Source organism: Nostoc sp. DedQUE04 (assembly GCF_034530995.1).
Lineage (GTDB): Bacteria > Cyanobacteriota > Cyanobacteriia > Cyanobacteriales > Nostocaceae > Nostoc.
The window spans coordinates 35,123-57,037 of sequence record NZ_JAVRCA010000050.1; the positions used below are offsets into that span (position 1 = coordinate 35,123).

The 21,915-nt window shown below is 40.9% G+C and carries 16 protein-coding genes and 1 CRISPR repeat array; of the genes, 9 read left to right on the forward strand and 7 right to left on the reverse strand.

The window, feature by feature from the left end:
• Window positions 1–607: 607 nt before the first annotated feature.
• The 4 genes from RM049_RS27460 to hetF all read left to right on the forward strand — a co-directional run bounded on the left by RM049_RS27460 (window position 608) and on the right by hetF (window position 8,234).
• A complete protein-coding gene (locus RM049_RS27460; protein WP_322685897.1) occupies window positions 608–2,203 on the forward strand; it encodes a serine/threonine-protein kinase in 1,596 nt (531 codons plus the stop codon).
• A gap of 696 nt (window positions 2,204–2,899) precedes the next feature.
• The gene (locus RM049_RS27465; RefSeq protein ID WP_322670868.1) at window positions 2,900–3,655 is read left to right on the forward strand and encodes an FHA domain-containing protein; all 756 of its coding nucleotides are present in this window, start codon (window positions 2,900–2,902) and stop codon (window positions 3,653–3,655) included.
• Window positions 3,656–4,842: 1,187 nt separating this feature from the next.
• Entirely contained in the window at window positions 4,843–5,037 is a 195-nt protein-coding gene (locus tag RM049_RS27470) for a hypothetical protein (protein ID WP_322706419.1), read from the forward strand.
• A gap of 698 nt (window positions 5,038–5,735) precedes the next feature.
• Window positions 5,736–8,234, forward strand: coding sequence for a cell division protein HetF (gene hetF, locus RM049_RS27475; protein WP_322706420.1), 2,499 nt, complete (start codon window positions 5,736–5,738; stop codon window positions 8,232–8,234).
• Window positions 8,235–8,319: 85 nt separating this feature from the next.
• Window positions 8,320–9,296: direct repeats of the CRISPR family, unit length 37 nt; unit sequence GTTTCAATCCCTAATAGGGATTTTGATGAATTGCAAT.
• Window positions 9,297–9,696: 400 nt separating this feature from the next.
• On the opposite strand, the gene RM049_RS27480 is transcribed toward hetF, so the two are convergent.
• Both RM049_RS27480 and RM049_RS27485 read right to left on the reverse strand, forming a co-directional pair.
• A complete protein-coding gene (locus tag RM049_RS27480) occupies window positions 9,697–9,993 on the reverse strand; it encodes a hypothetical protein (RefSeq protein WP_322670870.1) in 297 nt (98 codons plus the stop codon).
• Between the two features lie 207 nt (window positions 9,994–10,200).
• Window positions 10,201–11,037 carry a prephenate/arogenate dehydrogenase gene (locus RM049_RS27485; protein WP_322706430.1) on the reverse strand — a complete coding sequence of 279 codons (837 nt, stop codon included), beginning with the start codon at window positions 11,035–11,037 and terminating at the stop codon, window positions 10,201–10,203.
• Between the two features lie 70 nt (window positions 11,038–11,107).
• Here RM049_RS27485 and RM049_RS27490 point away from each other — a divergent pair, with 70 nt between their 5' ends.
• From RM049_RS27490 to RM049_RS27500, 3 genes are all read left to right on the forward strand, one after another.
• Window positions 11,108–12,670 carry a pentapeptide repeat-containing protein gene (locus RM049_RS27490; protein WP_322706431.1) on the forward strand — a complete coding sequence of 521 codons (1,563 nt, stop codon included), beginning with the start codon at window positions 11,108–11,110 and terminating at the stop codon, window positions 12,668–12,670.
• 148 nt (window positions 12,671–12,818) lie between these two features.
• Complete coding sequence (locus tag RM049_RS27495) at window positions 12,819–13,409, forward strand: DUF1517 domain-containing protein (RefSeq protein ID WP_322670996.1); 591 nt, start codon at window positions 12,819–12,821, stop codon at window positions 13,407–13,409.
• 69 nt (window positions 13,410–13,478) lie between these two features.
• The gene (locus RM049_RS27500; protein ID WP_322706421.1) at window positions 13,479–14,363 is read left to right on the forward strand and encodes a hypothetical protein; all 885 of its coding nucleotides are present in this window, start codon (window positions 13,479–13,481) and stop codon (window positions 14,361–14,363) included.
• A gap of 607 nt (window positions 14,364–14,970) precedes the next feature.
• On the opposite strand, the gene RM049_RS27505 is transcribed toward RM049_RS27500, so the two are convergent.
• Window positions 14,971–15,339, reverse strand: coding sequence for a hypothetical protein (locus RM049_RS27505; protein ID WP_322706422.1), 369 nt, complete (start codon window positions 15,337–15,339; stop codon window positions 14,971–14,973).
• 189 nt (window positions 15,340–15,528) lie between these two features.
• Entirely contained in the window at window positions 15,529–16,302 is a 774-nt protein-coding gene (locus RM049_RS27510) for a hypothetical protein (RefSeq protein ID WP_322670874.1), read from the reverse strand.
• A gap of 594 nt (window positions 16,303–16,896) precedes the next feature.
• Between RM049_RS27510 and RM049_RS27515 the strand changes: the two genes are divergently transcribed.
• Window positions 16,897–17,586, forward strand: a complete 690-nt coding sequence (locus RM049_RS27515; RefSeq protein ID WP_322706423.1) for a hypothetical protein — start codon at window positions 16,897–16,899, stop codon at window positions 17,584–17,586.
• A 10-nt stretch (window positions 17,587–17,596) separates the two neighbouring features.
• Here the strand turns inward: RM049_RS27515 and RM049_RS27520 are convergent, their stop codons facing one another.
• Window positions 17,597–18,004: a hypothetical protein gene (locus tag RM049_RS27520; RefSeq protein WP_322706432.1), complete on the reverse strand. Its 408-nt coding sequence runs from the start codon at window positions 18,002–18,004 to the stop codon at window positions 17,597–17,599.
• 67 nt (window positions 18,005–18,071) lie between these two features.
• Here RM049_RS27520 and RM049_RS27525 point away from each other — a divergent pair, with 67 nt between their 5' ends.
• Window positions 18,072–18,737 carry a class I SAM-dependent methyltransferase gene (locus RM049_RS27525; RefSeq protein ID WP_322706424.1) on the forward strand — a complete coding sequence of 222 codons (666 nt, stop codon included), beginning with the start codon at window positions 18,072–18,074 and terminating at the stop codon, window positions 18,735–18,737.
• 100 nt (window positions 18,738–18,837) lie between these two features.
• Here RM049_RS27525 and RM049_RS27530 read toward each other — a convergent pair whose 3' ends face one another.
• Together RM049_RS27530 and RM049_RS27535 are read right to left on the reverse strand one after the other, a co-directional pair.
• Complete coding sequence (locus tag RM049_RS27530) at window positions 18,838–20,550, reverse strand: fasciclin domain-containing protein (protein WP_322706425.1); 1,713 nt, start codon at window positions 20,548–20,550, stop codon at window positions 18,838–18,840.
• A gap of 740 nt (window positions 20,551–21,290) precedes the next feature.
• The gene (locus RM049_RS27535) at window positions 21,291–21,758 is read right to left on the reverse strand and encodes a GNAT family N-acetyltransferase (protein WP_322706426.1); all 468 of its coding nucleotides are present in this window, start codon (window positions 21,756–21,758) and stop codon (window positions 21,291–21,293) included.
• Window positions 21,759–21,915: the final 157 nt, after the last annotated feature.

Here is a 21,915-nt window from a genome sequence, read left to right on the forward strand (position 1 = left end):
GCCAGTGCGGTTTTCTCCCTTGGCGTTAGGTTAGCCTCTCCCTTTAGGAGGAAGGGGAGACGCTAAAAGCAATAGCGCAGCGTAAAGCCTTCTCTTCTCCCAAAGGGAGACGCTACACGTAGCTTGCTTCCACAAAGTGGTACGAGAGGCTTGTCTGCGACCCGCACTCGCGTTCGCCAACGGCATAGCAACTCTTAGAGAGGCTGCGCCAATGCTTAGAGCGAGTCCGCGAGCGTCTGGGGTTTCCCCAAATTAGTAACTGGTGTTAGGCACTGCCCTTCAATACCTTTTAATACCAATTTTCCCATACAAAAACCAGATTAAAGCTGATTTTCTGAATGGGATAATAGCACGATGAACGCCACAACCTTTGAGAGAGCGTTATAAGGAATTACGAATTGCTAGAAAATAGCATAAACAGTATTTGCCAATGTAAGTATAATAAATAATCTTGTTTAGCGATCGCTTTAGGTAATCTCAGTTAAACTTTAGGAACTCTTCAAAGGATTTCCAGCAAAAATTACCTGGCAAGAGTTGATTAATGTCTAAATAATTGGAAGGGAGTATAACACTCCCCGTGATTATTCGTGCAGCGAGTTGAGAGTGCATGAGCTACTGCTTAAATCCTACCTGTTCCAATCCAGAAAATTTGGTATATAGCCAAAGGTGTCAGTCTTGTGGCTCGCAACTACTGTTGCGCGATCGTTATCAGGCAATCCAACCATTAGGTCAGGGTGGCTTTGGAGCGACCTTCCTAGCCAACGATCGAGGCTTACCAGGAGAACCGAGTTGCGTAATCAAACAATTACGCCCATCAGGAAGCGCCCCACACGTTTTACAGATGGCCAGAGAACTCTTTGAACGAGAAGCCAAAACTCTAGGTAAGATTGGCAATCATCCTCAAGTGCCAAGATTGTTAGACTATTTTGAAGACCGCGAGCAATTCTACTTAGTTCAAGAATATATCAGTGGTGACACCTTGCAAGAGGAGGTCAAACTTAACGGCATCTTGAGTGAAACTGGAGTCAAGCAATTTTTGAGCGAGATATTGCCACTGTTGCAATACATCCACGATCAAAAGGTGATTCACCGTGATATCAAGCCAGCCAACTTAATCCGCCGCACTCAAGATGCCAGAATGGTACTCATCGACTTTGGTGCCGTCAAGAACCAAATTAGCCAAAGTGCGACAGGCCCATCAGGACAGACAGCATTAACTGCGTATGCTATTGGTACTCCTGGTTTTGCACCTCCAGAGCAAATGGCTATGCGTCCAGTCTACGCCAGTGATATTTATGCACTAGGTGTGACATGCATTTATTTACTGACTAGCAAAACTCCTAAAGATTTAGATTACAATCCCAACACTGGCGAGATGATGTGGGAGCAGCTTGTGCAAGTGAGCGATCACTTAGGCAATGTGTTGCGAAGAATGTTAGAGGTGTCTGTACGTAATCGCTATCAGTCAGCGGCAGAAGTTCTCAGAGCATTGGAAATAGAACCATACTTAGATAGTTTAGCAAAGGGTTTGCTGACTAAATCTGATAATCGATCTAAAGAGCGAACATATAACCACCTGGAAAATTCTGCTGTTTTATGTAACAACCCTGCTGCTACCAACACTGGAGTGGCACAGGTAGCGGCAGCGATTCGTGCTAGACGAGCCAAGGCAGCGGAAGCTGCGGGATTACACCAGGGTTCTGGGATGGCCAAATCAACGACTTTCAGTAGCAACAGCAATGGTTCACAAAGTCAAAATTCTAAAGTTGGGCGGAAGTTAGATACCCAAGGTTTATTAACAGCTTATCTGAAGGGAAGACGAGATTTTGCCTTACACAATTTAAATTTGCTAAATCTGCAAGGTGCTGATTTATCTCAAACAAATTTCCATTCTGCTCAATTACAAAAAACCAATCTTCAGGGAGCAAATCTTCACAATAGTGACTTTGGCAGAGCCAGTCTAACTCGAGCAAATCTTAAGGATGCTAATTTAAGCAAAGCATACTTTAACCATGCTGATTTAGAAGGAGCAGACCTGCGAGGCGCAGACCTTAGTAATGCTTATCTCAGCAATGCTAACCTCCGAGGAGCAAATCTGTGTGGTGCTAATCTCACCAGTGCCAAAATTTCTGATGAGCAGCTAGCACTAGCAAAAACTAATTGGATGACTGTGCGTCCCAATGGAAAACGAGGCCTGTTGTGATTTTAAAATGTCAACTACCCCAATTTATAGACGGATAGAATTTCCTAATTCATCGGGAATAGCCTCTTTTGTCGCCCTATTTCTATGCGAATATTCTCCTATATTAGGTTTTAGATTATCCTGACGGATGAATCCTTTTTCTTAAAATCAATTATTTGAGATTAGCAGAATAGCCTCAACCCCCTGCTTTTAAGCTCTCCGTTTTTATTAACAATTTTAAAACACTTATTTTATCAGCATCATAATGCTGAAATTTTCTTATATATGGGAAAATTAGCCCTGATTATTCTCGATAAAACTTAGATTTATTCAAAATCGAACAAATATGTATAATGTTTAGGTTGAGCGATGACTATCACTCTCACGAATATTAAGAAATATCCAAATATCTAGCAAAAATACGTAGATATTTGTTATTTCTTCATGAAATCTTTATGATTTTTATCTGTTACAAATAACAAATGATTATTTACAATAAACAATAAAGCATCATGATAATTTTCTAAAGGTATTTATATGCTTTTTCTGGCTATAAATAACAGAGAATCCCAAACCTAAAATTTGTAAATAAAATAGCACGATCCTAAACCACTAAATTTTTCAGATGGTAGTAAAAAGCAAAAAATCAATTATCCCTGATTGTCGGCTGGAGATGTATATTACAACTGAAATCAGGTAGTATAAGGTTTACGTATAATGACTGACTTTGCACAAACGGAAATAGAACGGCGATTAACTTTATATCAAGTATTCCTCAAGGTGTATGAACACCACAGCAGCCTTCTAGATGAAATTCTTCAGCTAGAAAACCTATCTCAACCGTCGTTGAGGAGAGTCAAGGCGGGTTACGTACATGGCGTAGTGGATAGTGCTGCTGTTTATTTGATGACTAACTTGGGCGACAATCAGACTCAGAGTTTACGACAGCCACAACAAATCTGGACGATAGGTCGTAATCGCACCAGTGGTATTTGCATTGCTGACAATCATCTGTCTCGTCGCCACGCTGCTATTCAGCATATTGACGAGCAAGGCTTTTACTTAATTGATTTCAACAGTACCAATGGCTCGTTTGTGAATAGTAATCGCGTTGTTAGGCCGATTAAGCTCAAAGACGGCGATCGCATCCGTCTAGGAAATATGACTTTTGATTTTTTTGTGACTTCTACCTACCGCGTTCTGCCAACTGTTGCAATAGATTTATTGATGCAGCTTGTGCATCGAAGGAATAATCATACAGTAGATATACTTAGTTATTCCCAGAATAGACAAAAACCTCTAATTGAAAAACCAGATTCTAATTTAGAGGCTTTCAGAAATTTCGGAATAGTTGAGAAGCTTGAAAATTTTTATGACAACTTCAGTTCAGAACAGAAATCAGAAATTTTAGACCGCCTGTTTACCACACAATTACCGTCTAATCCCAACCAGCTAAAAAATTGGAACTTCTAACTGTTTTCAATTGCTTCGGGAGTGCTGTTAGCGGTAGCCTGATATTTGGTTTGCTGAGGCAGACAAATAGTGAAAGTTAAAAGGAAACTCGTCAAAATATATAAAAAAAATTAAGAATGTGATTAAATATCATAGCAATCATTTTGGAGTGGCGTCTCTAGCTCACAATAAAAAGAAAGCGATTCAGGAATTGAGTGAGTAAGTTATGCTCTATCCTGGGAACAGGAAGATACTCAAGGTCTACCAGGAGTAACAACAAGAGTAGTGATAGTGATTTACTCCGGTTATGTAGCTCACCGCTATGCGTCTAGGGCAAAAAAACCCCCAGTGGGTGTTAACCTACTAGGGGAGTTAGTTATCAGGGTGCATCTACCAATTAAGTGTTCTCAGGTTGAAGACCATACTCCGGATGAATTTGGACAAAGGTCAGTTATTTTTTAAATAAAAAAACCCCCAGTGGGTGTTAGCCTACTAGGGGAGTGAGTTATCAGGGTGCATCTACCAATAATCTTTTCTAGGGGCAGCTAGCATCTTCCGGGAAAAATGAACTAAATCAGAGGCGATGGCGATGTCTATAACAGGCTGTAACGTTCGTACCTCTATGGAGAAGCAAGGTACGCGTAGCATCTCTAAGAGGAAAAGACTCGCTAACATTTCTCTACGAGACACAAATGCGTCTCGCTATTGGTAACGCAAGTAGTAGAAAAAACTCCCAGTGGATGTTAACCTATCAGGGGAGTGAGTTATCAGGGTCAGTTATTTTTTTAATAAAAAAACCCCCAGTGGGTGTTAACCTACTAGGAGAGTGAGTTATCAGGGTGCATCTACCAATAATCTTTTCTAAGGGCAGCTAGCATCTTCCGGGAAAAATGAACTAAATCAGAGGCGATGTCTACAATAATGGGCTGTAAAGCTCGTACCTCTATGGAAAAGAGGAAAAGACTCGCTAATATTTCTTTACGAAACGCAAATGCGTCTCGCTATTGGTAACGCAAGTAGTAGAAAAAACTCCCAGTGGATGTTAACCTATCAGGGGAGTGAGTTATCAGGGTCAGTTATTTTTTTAATAAAAAAACCCCCAGTGGGTGTTAACCTACTAGGAGAGTGAGTTATCAGGGTGCATCTACCAATAATCTTTTCTAGGGGCAGATAGCATCTTCCGGGAAAAATGAACTAAATCAGAGTTGATGTCTACGATGGGCTGTAAAGCTCGTACCTCTATGGAAAAGCAAGCTACGCGTAGCATCTTTGAGAGGAAAAGACTCGCTTACATTTCTCTACGAGAGGCATTTGCGATCGCTATCAGTGATGCAATTAAAAAAACCCCCCAGTGGGTGTTAACCAACCAGGGGAGTGAGTTATCAGGGTGCATCTACCAATAATCTTTTCTAAAATAAATGGGTCGCTACCGGATAAATTAGCAGAAGTTGAAGTTGTTACTGTTTGTCGATGGAAGAAAAACCTTAGAGGGGTTAGTTATCAGGACAGACCTACCAATTAAACGATCGGTGCGCTGCTTTACAAAATGGGTGTTTCAGGGTTAATCAATAGGACTCAATTTTCATAAAAAAAACCCCCAGTGGGCGTTAGCCAACCAGGGGAGCTAGTTATCAGGGTGCATCTACCACTTAAATGTTCTAGGTTTAACCACCATGCTCCGGATAAATTTATGAGAAAATTGATTGTTATCGTGTCTCAAAAAAACCAAAGTGGATATTAACTCAATTAGGGGAGTTAAAGATCGGGGGACATCCATCTATTAATCAAGTATTCTAGGATTAAGCACTATTTTCTGGTAGAGAATATCTGCGTCAGAAGTTGCTGTTGTTTGCCAAAAATAAAAAAACCCCCAGTGGGTGTTAGCCAACTAGGGGAGTTGAAGATCAAGGTGCATCTACCAATTAAGTGTTCTAGACCCAGGTAATCCGATCCGGATAAAGTTGTAAAGGCAGAAAAACCAAAACGACACCGAATCAGAAACATTCAGGGGCAGGATGCATCTAAATTATCAGAGAAAGCGAAAAATCGACTTGAAACTTTCGCGTTTCAAACCAGATTTAGGAGGCGGACAGGAGAAGTTGTGACCCAGGAATTCCATATTTCCGTAACCCCAGTAGGGCAAAATGACTACTTGGTGCGGACGGAACAAGTCGCGCCTGGGGTACCATTGGCAGAAGAATTGGTGACTTGGCCTATAGCTGATTGGTTGATGGCTGCTGGGCATTTGATGAATGATCCGTTGAATTCAGTGTTGCAAGGAGATCCATTTACCTCTGGCGGACATGAAAGCGATATCGCCAGAAACTCTGTGAATTTGGTGGCGTTGGGTCAACAATTTTATAACGCCCTATTTCAAGGCACTCTCAGAGATAGTTGGATTACTGCCCAAGGTATTGCTCAGAACCATCAACAAGTACTACGCTTACGCTTGGGGCTAAAAGACACTAGATTAGCTCGTTTGCCTTGGGAAGTGATGCATGCAGGCGATCGCCCTCTGGCCACTGGGCCTTATGTGGCTTTTTCTCGCTTCCAAAGTGGAATTTTGGGGGCTTCTCCTTTGCGGTCGCAAAATATGCCCACACCACCAGAACAAGGTGGTGTCAGAGTCTTGATGGTAATTGCTTCTCCCTCAGATCAAGTCCGTCTTGACTTACAGAAACAAGAAGCAATTAAACTGCAAGCGGAACTTCACCGTCAAACGTCACGACTTGGTGAAAGTCGGAATCGTTTCCCAGAAATTGAACTTACTGTCTTAGACCAACCAGGACGGGAAGAACTGACGCAAGCCCTAGAACAAGGTAGATATCACGTTCTCCATTACTCCGGTCATAGTAACTTAGGCGCAAATGGCGGAGAAATTTATCTTGTTAGTCGCAGAACTGGCTTAACGGAAATCTTAACTGGGGACGATTTGGCAGGTTTGCTTGTCAACAATAATATCCAAATGGCAGTGTTTAATTCCTGCTTGGGGGCATACACAGCAGCGTCTAATCCCTCTGGAGATACTGGCGAACGAAACTTAGCAGAAAGTCTGGTGAAGCGCGGAATTAGAAGCGTTTTGGCGATGTCAGAAAGGATTCCTGATGAAGTGGCGTTGACGCTCACACAATTGTTTTACCGCAATTTAAGTCAGGGATATCCAGTAGATTTGTGTGTAAGTCGGGTGCGCCAAGGATTAATTTCTGCTTATGGTTCTCACCAGATGTACTGGGCATTACCGATTTTATATCTCCAGCCAGAATTTGACGGTTTTTTAAGTCAGGAAGCTGAGGTATCTACAAGTACAGATTCGCTGAATCAGTATAGTTCGCCTTTAGGGGTAACTTCCATGATGTACCCTGGTATACCTGATGATAGCGAGATGCCTTTAGGAATGGAAGATATGATTCCTAGTGGTTTGACGCGGGATTCTGGGTTGGACTGGCTAGGTGAAGATACTTGGGGCGATCTGGTTGATGAAATTGAGTATGATGACCCAAGCTATGAAGAAGATTCTGCGATCGTTTCGGATTTGTTTCGTCAGCTAGATAATCAAAAACCTGCAACTGAACCGGATCGACAAATTAGCGAAAATAGTCTTCACCAAAGTCAGATTTCAGAGGAAATGACTTCCTCAGAAGAGTCAGCAGATTTGTGGGGAGAAGTTCCACCACCGCCACCTGTAACTCCTGGAAACCTTGAAGAAAATTGGCAAAATTCTAATTTTTCGCAATCGCAACCACCTCCGCCAAGAAATCGTACTCGTCGCCGCCAGTTGTGGCCGATTGTGGGTGTTGTGGGGATTAGTGCGATCGCTGCTGCGATCGGTTTAAATTGGTGGCAAAATCGCCCCCAAGCACTGCCTAAAATACCAGAAATTCCCGCCCAGTCTCTACCTGATTCTCGACCGATTCAAAAGCAGCCGAATATCGATTTAGGAATAGAAGCAACTGGAATTGTCACCGCTACTGCTACGGAAAAATTGAGTCAGGGTGACTTGCAAGGTGGGTTATTGGCTGTAGAAGAACTACTGAATCGCGGCGCACTGGCTGCGGCTGAAACTTCCTTAAAACTAATTCCTAGTAAACAAGCTGACGATCCATCTGTGAATTTTTACAAGGGGCGATTGGCGTGGCAGTCGATCCAAACTGGAGACAATAACTATAGCGTTGATGATGCCCGTCGTTATTGGGAAACTGCTGCCAAAGCTAAACCCGAATCGCTTTTATATAATAACGCTTTGGGATTTGCCTACTACACAGAAGGCAATCTGAATCGCGCCAATGATGCTTGGTTCAAGGCTTTGAATTTAGCTCTCAAAGAACAGAACACAAATTCAACATCCAGAAATACAACAGTTCCTCAAGATGCTTTAACTTCTTATGCTGGTTTAGCTCTTGGATTGTATAAATCTGCACTTAGTCAATCTAATGGTAAGCAGACGCAATATTTGAATGAAGCGATCAAATTGCGGCAAACGGTTCTCAAGTCCGATCGAGAAAATTTCCAGGTAGATAAATTAGCTAAAAATTGGCTGTGGACGGAGAAGGCGATTGAAGATTGGCGATCGCTCCTTCAAGAAAAAGGCGAAGAACTGTAATAAGTAGGTGCGTGTAAATATTTGTCGTTGGGATCAGGCAGGAGGGAAGAGGTTTTAGCAACGCTAACGCTAAAACCTATATGGGGTTTCAATCCCTAATAGGGATTTTGATGAATTGCAATTTTCCCTCTGCCCCGCCTCCCCCTTCACTGCCAAGTTTCAATCCCTAATAGGGATTTTGATGAATTGCAATAATTTTCTTAGGGGCAATCTCGTTAGGGTCAAAGGTTTCAATCCCTAATAGGGATTTTGATGAATTGCAATGTTCTTACGATAATATTGGTTCGGGTATGGGTGTTAAGTTTCAATCCCTAATAGGGATTTTGATGAATTGCAATTCTTATTTCATCAATTAAATTAGAAGAGTGAGAGGTTTCAATCCCTAATAGGGATTTTGATGAATTGCAATCCGGCGGGTATTTCTTCCTCCCAGGTCGTTGCTGTTTCAATCCCTAATAGGGATTTTGATGAATTGCAATACTTTTACCAGCGCCCATCTCGGCAATGAGCATAACTTGTTTCAATCCCTAATAGGGATTTTGATGAATTGCAATATCTCAATAGCTTTTCGCCCAGTATTGGCTATCTGTTTCAATCCCTAATAGGGATTTTGATGAATTGCAATCCAGCATAGAAATATCCTTTTGGCATTTCAAGATCGGCGTTTCAATCCCTAATAGGGATTTTGATGAATTGCAATTCTACTTTGGGGTACGCCAAAATCAAGGGTATTTAAGTTTCAATCCCTAATAGGGATTTTGATGAATTGCAATCTACAATGGTACTGGCAGCAAGACTAACAAAAAATGTTTCAATCCCTAATAGGGATTTTGATGAATTGCAATAAAATTTACCGTGCGTGCCTGATGCAGATTTCCATCGTTTCAATCCCTAATAGGGATTTTGATGAATTGCAATAAGTCTTGCGTTTGGTGTTTCCTATTCAAAGGAAAGTTTCAATCCCTAATAGGGATTTTGATGAATTGCAATAGTGCGTTGTGGTTCTCAGATCAAAAAAATATTTAGTTTCAATCCCTAATAGGGATTTTGATGAATTGCAATAGCAAGAGCCTGAAAGCCAAGCTGTATTTAGTTTTCAAGGTGCGGTTGCGCGATTCTGGAGCAATCATAGCATTAGAGAATTCCTTTGGGAAGAGTGCCGAGAAAAGTTAAAGGCTGACATCCTAGTTTTTGTAAGCATTTCAGAGATTGCGCGGATGATAATTGGGTGATGAGTGGGGTGAAATGCTTACTGGGATTGAGAGAGAAGCAATTTTTTTGGCGTGTGAAATTTGTACACCTACCCATTCGCGCATTTGACATACAGGAACTCTATGAGAGATCCGATCGCTAAAAATAATCTAATGGTGATGGGGGGCGCGATCGCTGCCTTCGGAGTCAGAAATCTCAATCTTTAATATGCTTATAGCCTCCCACATCACACACAACAACACTTGTAATTTTAGTCTTGAGACTCCTCAGAGATAGATTCTGATTCGGTTTCAAGTTCTTCTGTTTTAACTTTGGGGGTTGGAGGTTTAACCGGTTTTGGGCCACGCGCTAGTGCAGGATTCACCGGTGGTCTGCTTTCATCCCTAGATGACGAGCCTTTTTTCCCTTTGTCAGACGAGCGGTCGCGGTTCGGTTTTGAGCTTTTGGGGTTAGATTCAATCGGGGTTACAGAATCCGAATTTTCGGAATTGCTGTCAGTGTTTGCTTGAGCCTGACGTTCCGATTTCTTAATTGGACGTTCTACCATTGTTGATTTTTGTAAATTTATCTGTATGGTACATCGGTTTGGTGACTATCAGACTGTTGAGTAGCATTTTTAAAGATTTTATTGTGGGAATTTCTGAGTAGCTGTGGAGAGTTGTTTTGACAAAAAAGCAGCCAACAAACTTTATTAATTAACTCACTAAATTAAAATATGGGTACGTTATCCATAGCTAAACGCACCCAACAACTATTAAACAAAATCAGGTCGTGCCTGTTGCCTTGATTTGAACTTTTCCTCTAGAACTGCCCAATTTTCTTGCTCAATTAAGTTAGTCAACTCATCAAGGCTTTGACGATATTGTTGTAGCGATCGCAGCAATGCTTGACGATTATACCGCGCCATCATTACGCCCAATTCTGGATTCCCGCCACCCACACGACTGGTATCCCGAAAACCCGAACTAGCTAACTTTTGGGCTAATTGCAAAACTTCAGGGTCAGTTTCGCTCAAACAAGCAGCAATCAACGAGGAACTAACCATTACCGGTAAATGGGAAATCCAACTCACAGCGCGGTCGTGTTGCTCTGGTTGACAATAATAGATATTAGCTCCGAGCGATCGCACAATTTCTTCTACAACTGTAATTGCATTAGTTGGGGTTGTCGTTATCGGTGTTAAGACGTAAGGTTTATCAACAAATAAATCACGCTGTGCAGCTTCTATCCCACTATCTGTTCTGCCCGCCATTGGATGACCGCCGATAAAATTTTTCCAAAGGGGAGTAATATCCTTGACTATCTGTGCTTTCGCCGAACCTACATCAGTGACGACTGTAGCCGTAGGCAAATGAGCGATTAACTGTTCAAATTGGGGCACAATAAGGGCTAGAGGTGTACAAATAAATACAACTTCTGCGGCTGCTAATAGGCTCAGATCGACTGATGCTCGATCGACACTGCCCAAGGTAACTGCCTTTTGACAGGTTGCTTCACGGCGACTAACTCCTAAGATATGATGTCCTTGCGATCGCAAATCAAAACCCAAAGATCCGCCTATCAGTCCCAATCCTAAAATTCCAATATTCATTTTTGATTTTGACATTCCGTTTTTTATGACTTTACCAACTATTAAAGTTGGCATCCAAGGGGTAGCATCAATGACTGTAGAGGAATTACTGGAACAATACGCAGCAGGAGTCTTAAACTTTAGTGGTGTTGACCTCCCAGAAGCAAACCTGAGTGGAGTAAAACTCAGTGGTGTAAATCTGAGCGATGCTAATTTGAGTATAGTCAACCTGAGTGGCGCGAACCTGAGTGAAGCTAACTTAAGCAATGTCAAGCTGAATGTAGCTAGACTGAGTGGTGCAAATCTATGCAGCGCCATCCTTAATAACGCCAGTCTCAACGTCGCTAATTTGATTCGAGCGGATTTAAGTCGCGCTCAACTGAGAGGAGCTTCATTAATCCGCACCGAGTTAGTTCGCGCTGACCTCAGTCGCGCTGATTTGTTGGAAGCCGATCTCACCAGTGCTGATTTGCGAGAAGCGACACTCCGCCAAGCGAATCTCCGTCACGCTAACTTGAGTGAGGCGATCTTGAGAGGTGCTTCTTTAACTGGAGCCAACTTGGAGATGGCTAACTTAAACGCCAGCGATCTGAGTCGTTCTGACTTGAGCGGTGCAAATTTGCGAGATGCCGAACTTAGACAAGCCAATCTCAGCCATGCTAACTTGAGCGGGGCAGATTTGAGTGGGGCAAATCTCCGGTGGGCTGATTTGAGCGGCGCAAATCTTCGGTGGGCAGATTTAAGCGGCGCAAAATTGAGCGGGGCTGATTTAATTGGCGCAGATTTAAGCAATGCCAATTTAACAAATACAAGTTTAGTCCACGCTAATTTAACTCAGGCAAAATTAATTAGAGCAGAATGGATCGGTGCTGACTTAACAGGAGCAACTTTAACAGGAGCCAAGCTTTATGCCACTTCCAGATTTGGTTTAAAAACCGAAGGCATAGTTTGTGAATGGGTCGATCTTAGCCCAAATGGCGATCGCTCCATTGTCCAAAATTTCCATTCTGAAGAGTCACGAGATTTTTTTAACGAAACACCGCCAACAATTCGGATTATTGTTGATGCAGCTCTAGAACATGAAGCCAATTTTGCGATCGCTGGCGCTTGCTACCAAATTGCTCAAGAATATCGAGGGTTGAAACAACCTCCAAGCATCGAAAGTGGTCGTCGCCGGACTATTTTCACCTTTCATGTAGATAGCGACGAAGCGTTATTTCCCACTGCTTACATTGTCATTCTTCCCTTTCTAGATGCGGCATCTACTCAAAAAAATATTTCCAGTATAGTGGAAATGATTAACAGTGAAGTTATTGCAAAGCAAGACTTAAAATCGCTTCAGATAGTGAAACAATTAAATACTCTTTTTGAACAAGCTATGAATCAGGCTACAACAATTAAACAGATGAAAAAAAATATCGAAGTAGCCGCAAAATTAAATTTTTGTAAAGCCCCAACCCAAATAGTTTTAACAAATTCCAGTGCCCACACTTTGATTGTTTATGACCATCCCAACTTTGGAAAAAGATTTATTAATCGCTCTGCTCTTAATGCTTCAGCTTATGATATGTCTAGTGATTCAACAAAAAATATATTACCTTCATTAGATATTATTATAGATTTTGTTAAAGGATTTCATTATATTAATCATTAGTTATGGAGATTGGACATTGGGGAGGCAGTGCGGTCTTGCGGTCTCCCCAAGTGGAGCAACTGCCGTCATTGGGCATCGGGGATTGAACTAATGACCAATGACCAATGACCAATGACAAATGACAAATGACAAAATTTTGGAGGAAAAAATGAGCAATCTTTTTAATAAAATGATCGGTCGAACTCGCTATGTCGTGTTTCGCCTATTTCTGCATTTAGGGGGAGGTGAAGTAGCGCCAATTTTGGGAGTGTTAAATAGTGCAGGACGAGATGCGATCGATGCCGATGGCGATTTAGAAGTTTTAGGAGAAGGATTGGTAGAAATCAGCCAAACCCTGCTGCAATACGATGAATATTGGCTTTCTGCTGCTAACGAAGGTGACGTATTTTTTAATGAGGGCGAAGCGGGAGATTACGTGAATGAATTATTTACTGACTCTGCCGAAAGATATCTTAGCGAACCAGATTACGCTTCCAATGGATCGAATGAACCTTTATCTATACCTGTAACCCGCAACGTCATTGTGATGATTACAGTAGCTTATGAAGGAGAAGTACCAGATTTGGAAACCGATCTTTCTAACGTTCAGGCGCTCAAGGAAGGATTGAAAGCATTGATAAATTTGCATTATAAACATAGATTAAAGGCAATTCAAGTGCATTTCTCTCCAGCACAGTTGGGCGATGAACTCACTAGCGATCAACTGCTGCAATATTACCCAGAATTGATTCCTTTGTAATTTGTTGGGTAGTCCGTACTTACTACTCAGATGATAAATTGTTAAGCTCAGAGATAGGACAATAATCCAATGATCATGACCATAGTACGTAAATTTACAGCCGTTTTTTTAGCTCTGAGTTTGTGTATCACAACTGTTGCTTGTGGTGGCGAGAACCAAAGTACTCCTCCAGCTAAGAACGTTAGCCAAACCTCTACTAATACAAAGTTGAGTGATGGCGAGTATCAAATACAACAAGCCACTTATGACGATGCAACTGGTGAATACAGCTTGTTTTTACTTAACAATAATCCTCCAACCTTTGCAACCGAAAATTTGCAAATGGCACGGTTAACTGATGATGAAATCAAGCAGGGTAAAAAAACCTATCTGAAGGTAGATAAAGGACAACCGATTTTATATCTGACGGAAGATTTTAAAATTGAGTACGTCCACAACGTTACCGAGAATAAAACCAATCCTCAAACAGGACAACAAGAGACGGTTGTAGTCCGTCGAGAAAATAATTTTTGGGCACCATTTGCTGGGTCTGTAGCTGGTAGCTTGGCCGGTCAGGCAATTGGTAGTATGTTGTTTAGACCCCAGTATTATGTACCCCCTGTCTATCAATCAGGGCAAGGATTAAGTGGCTTTGGTGGATATGGCGGAAGCTATGGCCAAGCAGTTCAAAGTTACCAAACTCGCTATAATACGCAACCTGCAGCCGTGAGAAATCGCACTGCCTTCCGCAATACAGGGACAATTAGAAGGTCATATCCTGGAAATACAAATATACGCAATACACCGCGTAGCACTACAGGTAATAATCGTCCTTCTGGTTCTGGTTTTGGTGGTAGTACCTTGCAACCCTCTGGTAGAGCCACTTCACCCAGACGCAATTCTGGCAGTGGTTTTGGTAGTGGGCGTAGTTCAGCACCCCGCCGCTCAACTGGTTTTGGCAGCAGACGCCGTTAGAAAATTCCAAATGCAATAAATAGACTGCTTAACAAGTAAAGCTAGTGTGTTGCACAAAGAAGCCGGAGGGTCATAAGTTAACCCTCCGGCTTCTCTTTATATCTATGTAATTTGTGAAGATTAATTATGAATTATTCGGTCAAATAATATGAAATAGTAAATATAAATATTGCTAACAGAACAGGAATTATTTTATTAAAGTCTATTCGCTTTTTTTGAACCATTTCTAAACAAGACATTGGAATCATCAAAGGCCAGAAGATAGCTGTGACTAAAAACATCACAATCGATAAAAATTTATCATCGGGAGTGGAGGTGGGATGATGTAGGGAAAATATTAACCAATTGCTTAAAAAATAGCATGACATTAACAAGTAACCAATAGTTAAAGTCAGTTGTATCTGATTCACCGTAAATACTCCTGATGTTATGTAAACTTTACTATAGCCTTTCCTATTCTAGTGAGGTATATAATGAGCCTCAATAGTGGATTTTAAATTAGTAGAAATGAAGAGATACTCACTAAGTCGTTAGACGTAAATCAATTAAAGTTTGTAGTAAGGGCTTTAGTCCCGATCGTCTTTGCTTTCTGTTTAATAATGCCTATCTATTTAGGAATATTAACTATCAATACTGCTATGTAAACAAGCATAAAATCAAGGAAAATTATATTAACTATTAACCATATATTGATTTTATACCCTCTTGACTTAAAGTATAATACAATAGCCCTGTCGATTATTCCCAGAGTTCCCGATGTATTAATTAAATAATTCGCAAGCATTGCCAAGGCGTAAACAAAACCATTTGCTCGTTGCTCGATTGGCGTTGTTAAGTGATTATAATACTCAGAAACAACAAAACTTCCAAAACAAATAGCATAACCTATTAGCCACTTGCTGTTCGGCATAATCTGAGCAAGAAAAAAAGGAATAATTGTGGCTAATATAAAAAACAAGAGAAGAGAATCCAACATTTCCGATTTTTTCCTTTTTTACAACATATAGAAAAATTGCATACTGAACTATACAATTTATGTCAAACTTATTCTTCTGGTCGTAAGGTATAGTTAACCGTTTTTGAATAATTCTTTTAAATTTTGGATGATGAATATTCACTATCATTATCCAAAACTTAAAATTCGGTCAGGTTATTAAAGCAATAATTAAGCTGTCTTAAAAAATCGAATAATTTCGCGGACATGATCGAGAAATTGCCCATCGGTAGAAAGTTGCGCGATCGCATTTCTGGCTTCTCTTGCCAAACGCTCATGTTCCGTTTGATTTGTCGCCCGTAATTCTTCTAAATTAGCCGCAATTCGGGCTAAATCTCTGCGAGTTTCTTCGGCAAAACGTTGTTGAGTTGCGGATAAGGAATAGGGTTGTTCTGGGTTGAGTTGATCTTCCAAAGACTGGATTTTTTGTTCCAATATAGAGAAGCGATCGCGCAGTTCCAAAATATCTTCGCGCGGATACTTCCATTCTTGGCGAATCATCGCTAACCGCGCATATAAATACTCATAAGCGCGAATCGCGGGACGCAGAATTGTTAATAATAAAGCTGCACCAGAACTTATATATCCAACTGTACTAATACCAGTGACAGCAAGGGTATAAAGACCAACAGCTGAGAATAAATGTAAAGCAATAGCAACCCAGAGCGATCGCTTTGCCAACAATGTGACATACTTCACTTGTTTCTCATCAACTGGAATTCCTTTCTCAGTTGATTGTGCTGCTTCTGCTAAGACTTCTTTGGCTTGAAAATGCACATTCCACGGTACGGTAACAATTACCAACAGCCACCAAAAACTAGCACCACCAATCACCCAATCAAGAAAGTTACCTGTAGGTATGTGCAACCATTGTAGTAAGCCAAAAGCCACCAGCACCGGAACCACAATTCCAATAATGGAACTGATAAAAAAGTTGATATACATCTTACCCTGTCTCCGATGAAACTATACCTCGATCGTGACTGTACCCTAGCGGTTATACGTAAATGCTTGTGATAGTTTTTTGAGTAGCACATATCCTACTGTGCGGAATTCAAACCTTAAAAATTTTTGTGTTCAGAATCCTTGTGATAGTTTTTTTAATAGCACATATTCCACTGTACGTCATTCAAAATTTAAAAACCCTTAATCTAGTTTTTCCACAACTGCGACAAACTTAGCTTTATTTCTTGAACTTTTTAAGCGTTAATTACCAATAAAAAGTTTCTCTATCCGAAGACATTGTATTTTTGACTTCGGAACAATAGCCTCATGCAATCATTTATCAAAATTTACAAGAGGTGGCGCAGAACTTTTTCCCTGATAAAAAAATTTCAATTCATCAACCAAAATTTAAATAAAACTTATAATTTAGGCTCGTTATCAATTGTCAACTAGCTATTGGTAGATTGACAGTTTTATCTTTTATAAGATAGTTTGACGATTAAATATTTAAATATACTCATAAATAAAAATTAAACAGTAAAATACCTCACTTTTTATCTGACTCCAGTAATTAACAATTTGTAAAAAATCATTATGTCAATCTTTTTTTTCAATCAAAAAGCTCCTAAATTATTCACCAAATTATCAGTTGTAACAGCTCAAACCGCCTTCAGCTTAATACTATTATTCAAAACTGATTCTGCTCAAGCTTTGGCAGCCAAATTCAATATTGACCCCAGTGCAAGTTTTATTTCCTCATATACATTTAGTCCTGACAGCGTACCTTTTTCTCTAACAAACTTGGGAGTTAATTCAGGGGACACAATTAAACTGGAACGGTTTGGCAGTTTTTCACCCTTTGACGATCCGACTGACGAATACTTTGGTGCAATGTGGGCTACTTTCAGCGCTGACAATAGATTGCTACCAAACACCGGAGAGTATAATGGCGCAACGACTGACAGAGTTCCTGGTGCTATTAATCCAATTCTTCCCAACGGTTGTCTTCCATTGCAGTGTTTAGACAATAGTATTTTTTACATCTCACGTGTAGATTTTAATGGTGCTATTGTGCAAGTTCCCATTGATGCAAAATTTATATTTATTGGTGCTGCCGACAGTTCATTTGTTGATAATGTAGATTTAAATCAAGACTTTGCTGTTGGTATCAATTCTGTATCTACTGCTAGTGTTCCTGAACCCAATTTTATGTCAGGTTTACTGGCATTGGGTGTTTACGCTACTGGTTTGCAATTCTTACACAACCGTAAAAAAGCACTTTGATGACACAGGTTTACTCAACTAAGTAACTGCGCCAGGTTGGTTGAGTATCTTTACTACCCTTTTCTGGAAGCAGCGATCGCCAAGTTTTACCTTCTTGCTGAATTTGCAAGTAAACGTCAAAGGGTTGTTTTGGTTGCGTCAAGCGCCGTTTTGGTAGCTTGAGAATCAAGTCGTAGGTTCCCCGAACGTGGAAAGCTGGTAAATTTTCAATCGTCAGTGGTTGTTCTTGGGTAATTGATAGCCGCTTGATTTCAAATCCTTGAAAATCTAAATCCAACTGTTGGCTAAGTTTTTGTTGAGTTTGTTCTAGCCCAAGTGCGATCGCTTTTTGCACTAACTCGCTAGTCGGTAACAGTCCAATACTGCCACAAGCTGTCACTAGCACCAGCAATATTGCTGTCAAAACTAACCGCACCATGTTATTCCTGAGATTCCACTTATCAGCGATAGTATAACTGTAGTTTCTCTCAATTCTCTCATCTATCATGCCAAAACAGTCTATAGGTCTTGATAACCAACTTTACAATTATCTTTTATCTGTTTCGCTGCGAGAACCAGAAATTCTTGGGAAGTTGCGCCAAGAAACCGCCAATCATCCCCGGAGTGGAATGCAGATTTCACCAGAACAAGGGCAGTTTATGAGCCTTCTGGTGCAGTTGATTGGAGCGAAAAAAACCCTAGAAGTTGGAGTATTTACGGGTTATAGCTCACTTTCTGTAGCTTTGGCACTACCGCCTGATGGCAAGATTATCGCTTGTGATGTGAGTAAAGAATTTACTGCGATCGCCCGCAGATATTGGCAAGAAGCCGGAGTTGCCGATAAAATCGATTTACGATTAGCACCAGCTTTGGAAACTTTAGATAAGTTATTAGCAACTGGACAAGCCGAAACTTTTGATTTTGCCTTTATTGATGCTGATAAAGAAAATTATGATGGATATTATGAGCGATCGCTGCAATTAGTTCGTCCAGGTGGATTAATTGCGATCGATAATGTTTTATGGTCTGGACAAGTAGCTGATAAGCAAAATCAAGATGAAAGCACCCAAGCAATCCGGGCGCTAAACGAAAAGTTACATCATGACGAACGAGTTACCCTCTCCCTTGTCCCCATCGCCGATGGACTTACTTTAGCAATCAAGCGATCTTAGTATACTTATTTCTAATTGCTTATAAATTACGCAAACAATAGGCGAGACTTTTATTTCTAGGTAGGGGCAATTCATGAATTACCCCTACTTCTATCTTCAATTAGAAGTTGTAGCCAAGTCCTAATTGTAGCCCTACATCAGTTTCATCCATAAAAGCAGCATTTACAGCGCCATTTAACGTAAATCGAGTACCGAGAGGAATGTCTACACCACCAGTTAGCAGTAATCCAAAATCAGTATCGAGATTAGCTTCTATGGCTACGCCAGCACCCACATAAGGAGCTATAGCAAAGGTTCGTTGACCCACTTCAGCAGTTGCACGAGGAGTAAAATCCAGAGTCAAGGGAACCAAAAACAATGTATCATCCCCAAAGATTACTGCTGGTCGGACTGAGATATTGCGTGTCAGACCAATTTTGCTGAACACTGAAAAGTTGGTGTCGCCCAAAGCTGTATCGCCACCGCTCAAACCAATGTTACCACCACCCCCGATGTAGCTAGGCCCACCAAGAGTAGTTCTACCTGGTCTAACCGGAGGCGTTGTACCATCTGTGTTTCCTGTTGGTGGTTGATTTAACTGACTGATGTTAACATCAGGCGGAATTAGGACTTGGTTAATTGCATGGATAACACCATTGCTAGCTTTCACGTCCGCCTGGAGAACTCTGGCATTATTCACCGAGACTTGACTGTTAGCGGAATCGATTTTAATATTTACAGGTCTTCCTTCATCGGTTGTCAACTCCCCTGCTGAGAGTTGACTAGAAGTTACCGCACCAGGAACCACGTGATATCTCAAAATCTTAACTAACGCTTCTCTGTTTTCTGGTTGCTCTAACTGTTGTAAGGTAGCAGCAGGTAAAGCAGCAAATGCGTCATTGGTGGGAGCAAAGACTGTATAAGGGCCTGGCTGTTGAAGAATATCTGATAGACCGGCTGTCTTTAATAAAGAAGTCAGAGTTGTAAAAGAACTACTGGATGCCGTTAGAGCAACAATATCAGTACCGGCAGGAGTTCCAGCTACAACGTACTGACTAGCTGGAAGATTGCTAGCAATAGGTTGCGCCCGTCCTTGTTTAACTAAAGCTTGATATAAAAGTGCTGCTGCTTCAGCACGAGTCAAAGACTGTTGCGGATTGAGTTGTTTTACATCTGGGTAGTTGACAACAAGATTACTTACTGTCGCTGCTGCAACACTGCCAACAGCATACTCTGGGATAGCTGAGGCATCGTTGTAGTAAGTAGTGAGAGTACTTGTATCGCCACCAGTTAAACCTAAACCACTACTTAAAGCAACGATCCCCTGCACTCTAGGAATTTCTTGATTTGGTCTAAACACGTTCCCAGGATAGCCTGCCAAAAATCCAGTTTCGTAAGCGTTTTGAATTGCAGCAGCGGCCCAGTAGTTAGCAGGAACATCACTAAATCCACCTGCACTTAATTGCCGGACTCGGTTTTGGTTACTGAAAGCTTTTTGAATCAAAGCAGCAAATTCCGCACGAGTCACAGGCTGATTTGGTCTATAAGTGCCATCAGGAAAGCCACTAATCACGTTATTCTCAGCTAGGGCTTGAATGAAGGGACGCGCCCAATAATCTGAGGAAACATCAGACAGGTTAACTGTTGACGTAGGCGATGGTGTCGCAGGTGATGGTGTTGCAGGTGATGGTGTATCAGGTGATGGTGTCGTAGATGGAACAGGGGTTTGAGATGAAGCTGGGGCAGAAATTATGATGGGAGTTATTGTAGCAGCTGTCATTCCCAGAACTAGCAAAGCAACCTTTGTTGATGACCAACGAGACAAACTAGACATGGAAATATCCTCTTTTCAATTTCTTGGGTTGACTATATGGAAAATACTGGATGCAAGGTTAAGTGAATACAAATATCTAGATGATTATTTGGTTCGCCTCGACATGAAAACCAGAAATGAAACCTGTTAGCTCTGGAAAATTAATACGCTGGACATTATGAGTAGCTGCTCTGATATCTCATAACGTTTATCCTCATGTGCACCACACATAGTATCGAATTCCTATTTTTTTTTAAGAACCGCAGAGTACACTACAAATAAGCATGGCTCCTGTGGTAATATAATATGTCGCAACAATAAAGAGAATTAATGCAAGTAGGCGATTTTATTCAGTTCTAAAATTGCAGTCAAGCAGTAAAATAATTGGCCTTTAATAGCCGTCTCTTTATAATTGCCGAGGAGGGTTAATGCCGTTAAACTCAATGTATCATGATCTTTAGCAAGATTTAAGAAATAAAATCAATCTTGGCGATATGGTGTATTGTTAATCTTTTATTGTGATTATACAACTAACTCAGGGCTGGATTTTGAAGAAAAACTTTCACTCTTTAGATAGTTGTCCTTGATGGTAAATTTTCAAATACTAGACGGGAAATTAGCGATCGCAATCCAAAATTTCGAGCCTGATTGCGCCAAGATTTTTGGCTAAGAATTATTTTTTTCCAAAAGACTATTTTATAAAAGCGAACCCAAAGATAAACTAGGATTTTTGGAAGCTAGCTAATCTGTATAAATTTTGCTCACAACTCCTCTGGAGGTAGGGCAACAAATCCTGTTTTTAGTCCACGCTTGAATCCTGCTTTTTCATAGAAGTGCAACGTCTCTTCGTTTTTTGAGCCGCTTAGAAGCATCACTTTATAGCACTGTTGCTGCCATGCTAAAGCTAAGGCATAATGCAGCACTTGTGTACCAAATCCCTGTTGTCGATAATCGAGATGGGTAACAACATTTTCAATAATGCCGTCTGGACGTGCGCCACGCGTCAAGTTGGGAACAATAGTTAAATTACATGTTGCTACTAACTGCTTATCAACATCAGCCACAATGTAATACAAACGGGGATCATCTAAAATTCCATCCCAGATAGATTGTAAGACATCATCAGTCGGTAGAGGCGCATCGACAAGATTTAGATGCTTATATAAAGCCAAAAGTTGGGGAAGTTCGTCGCGTGTAATTAGGCGAACGGTAATTATAGGTTTAGACAAAGCTGTAGTTCGGCGTAAAAATTTATCGTTGCGATAAGGCAGGAGGAAAGAAAGTTTTAGTCTAGTTTACCTCTCTTCACATAGTTTAGTTTTATTGTGCAAACTTACTTAGTTTGGTTTTTTCTGCCGACTTACTTATGTAGTTCTGCGTAAGCTT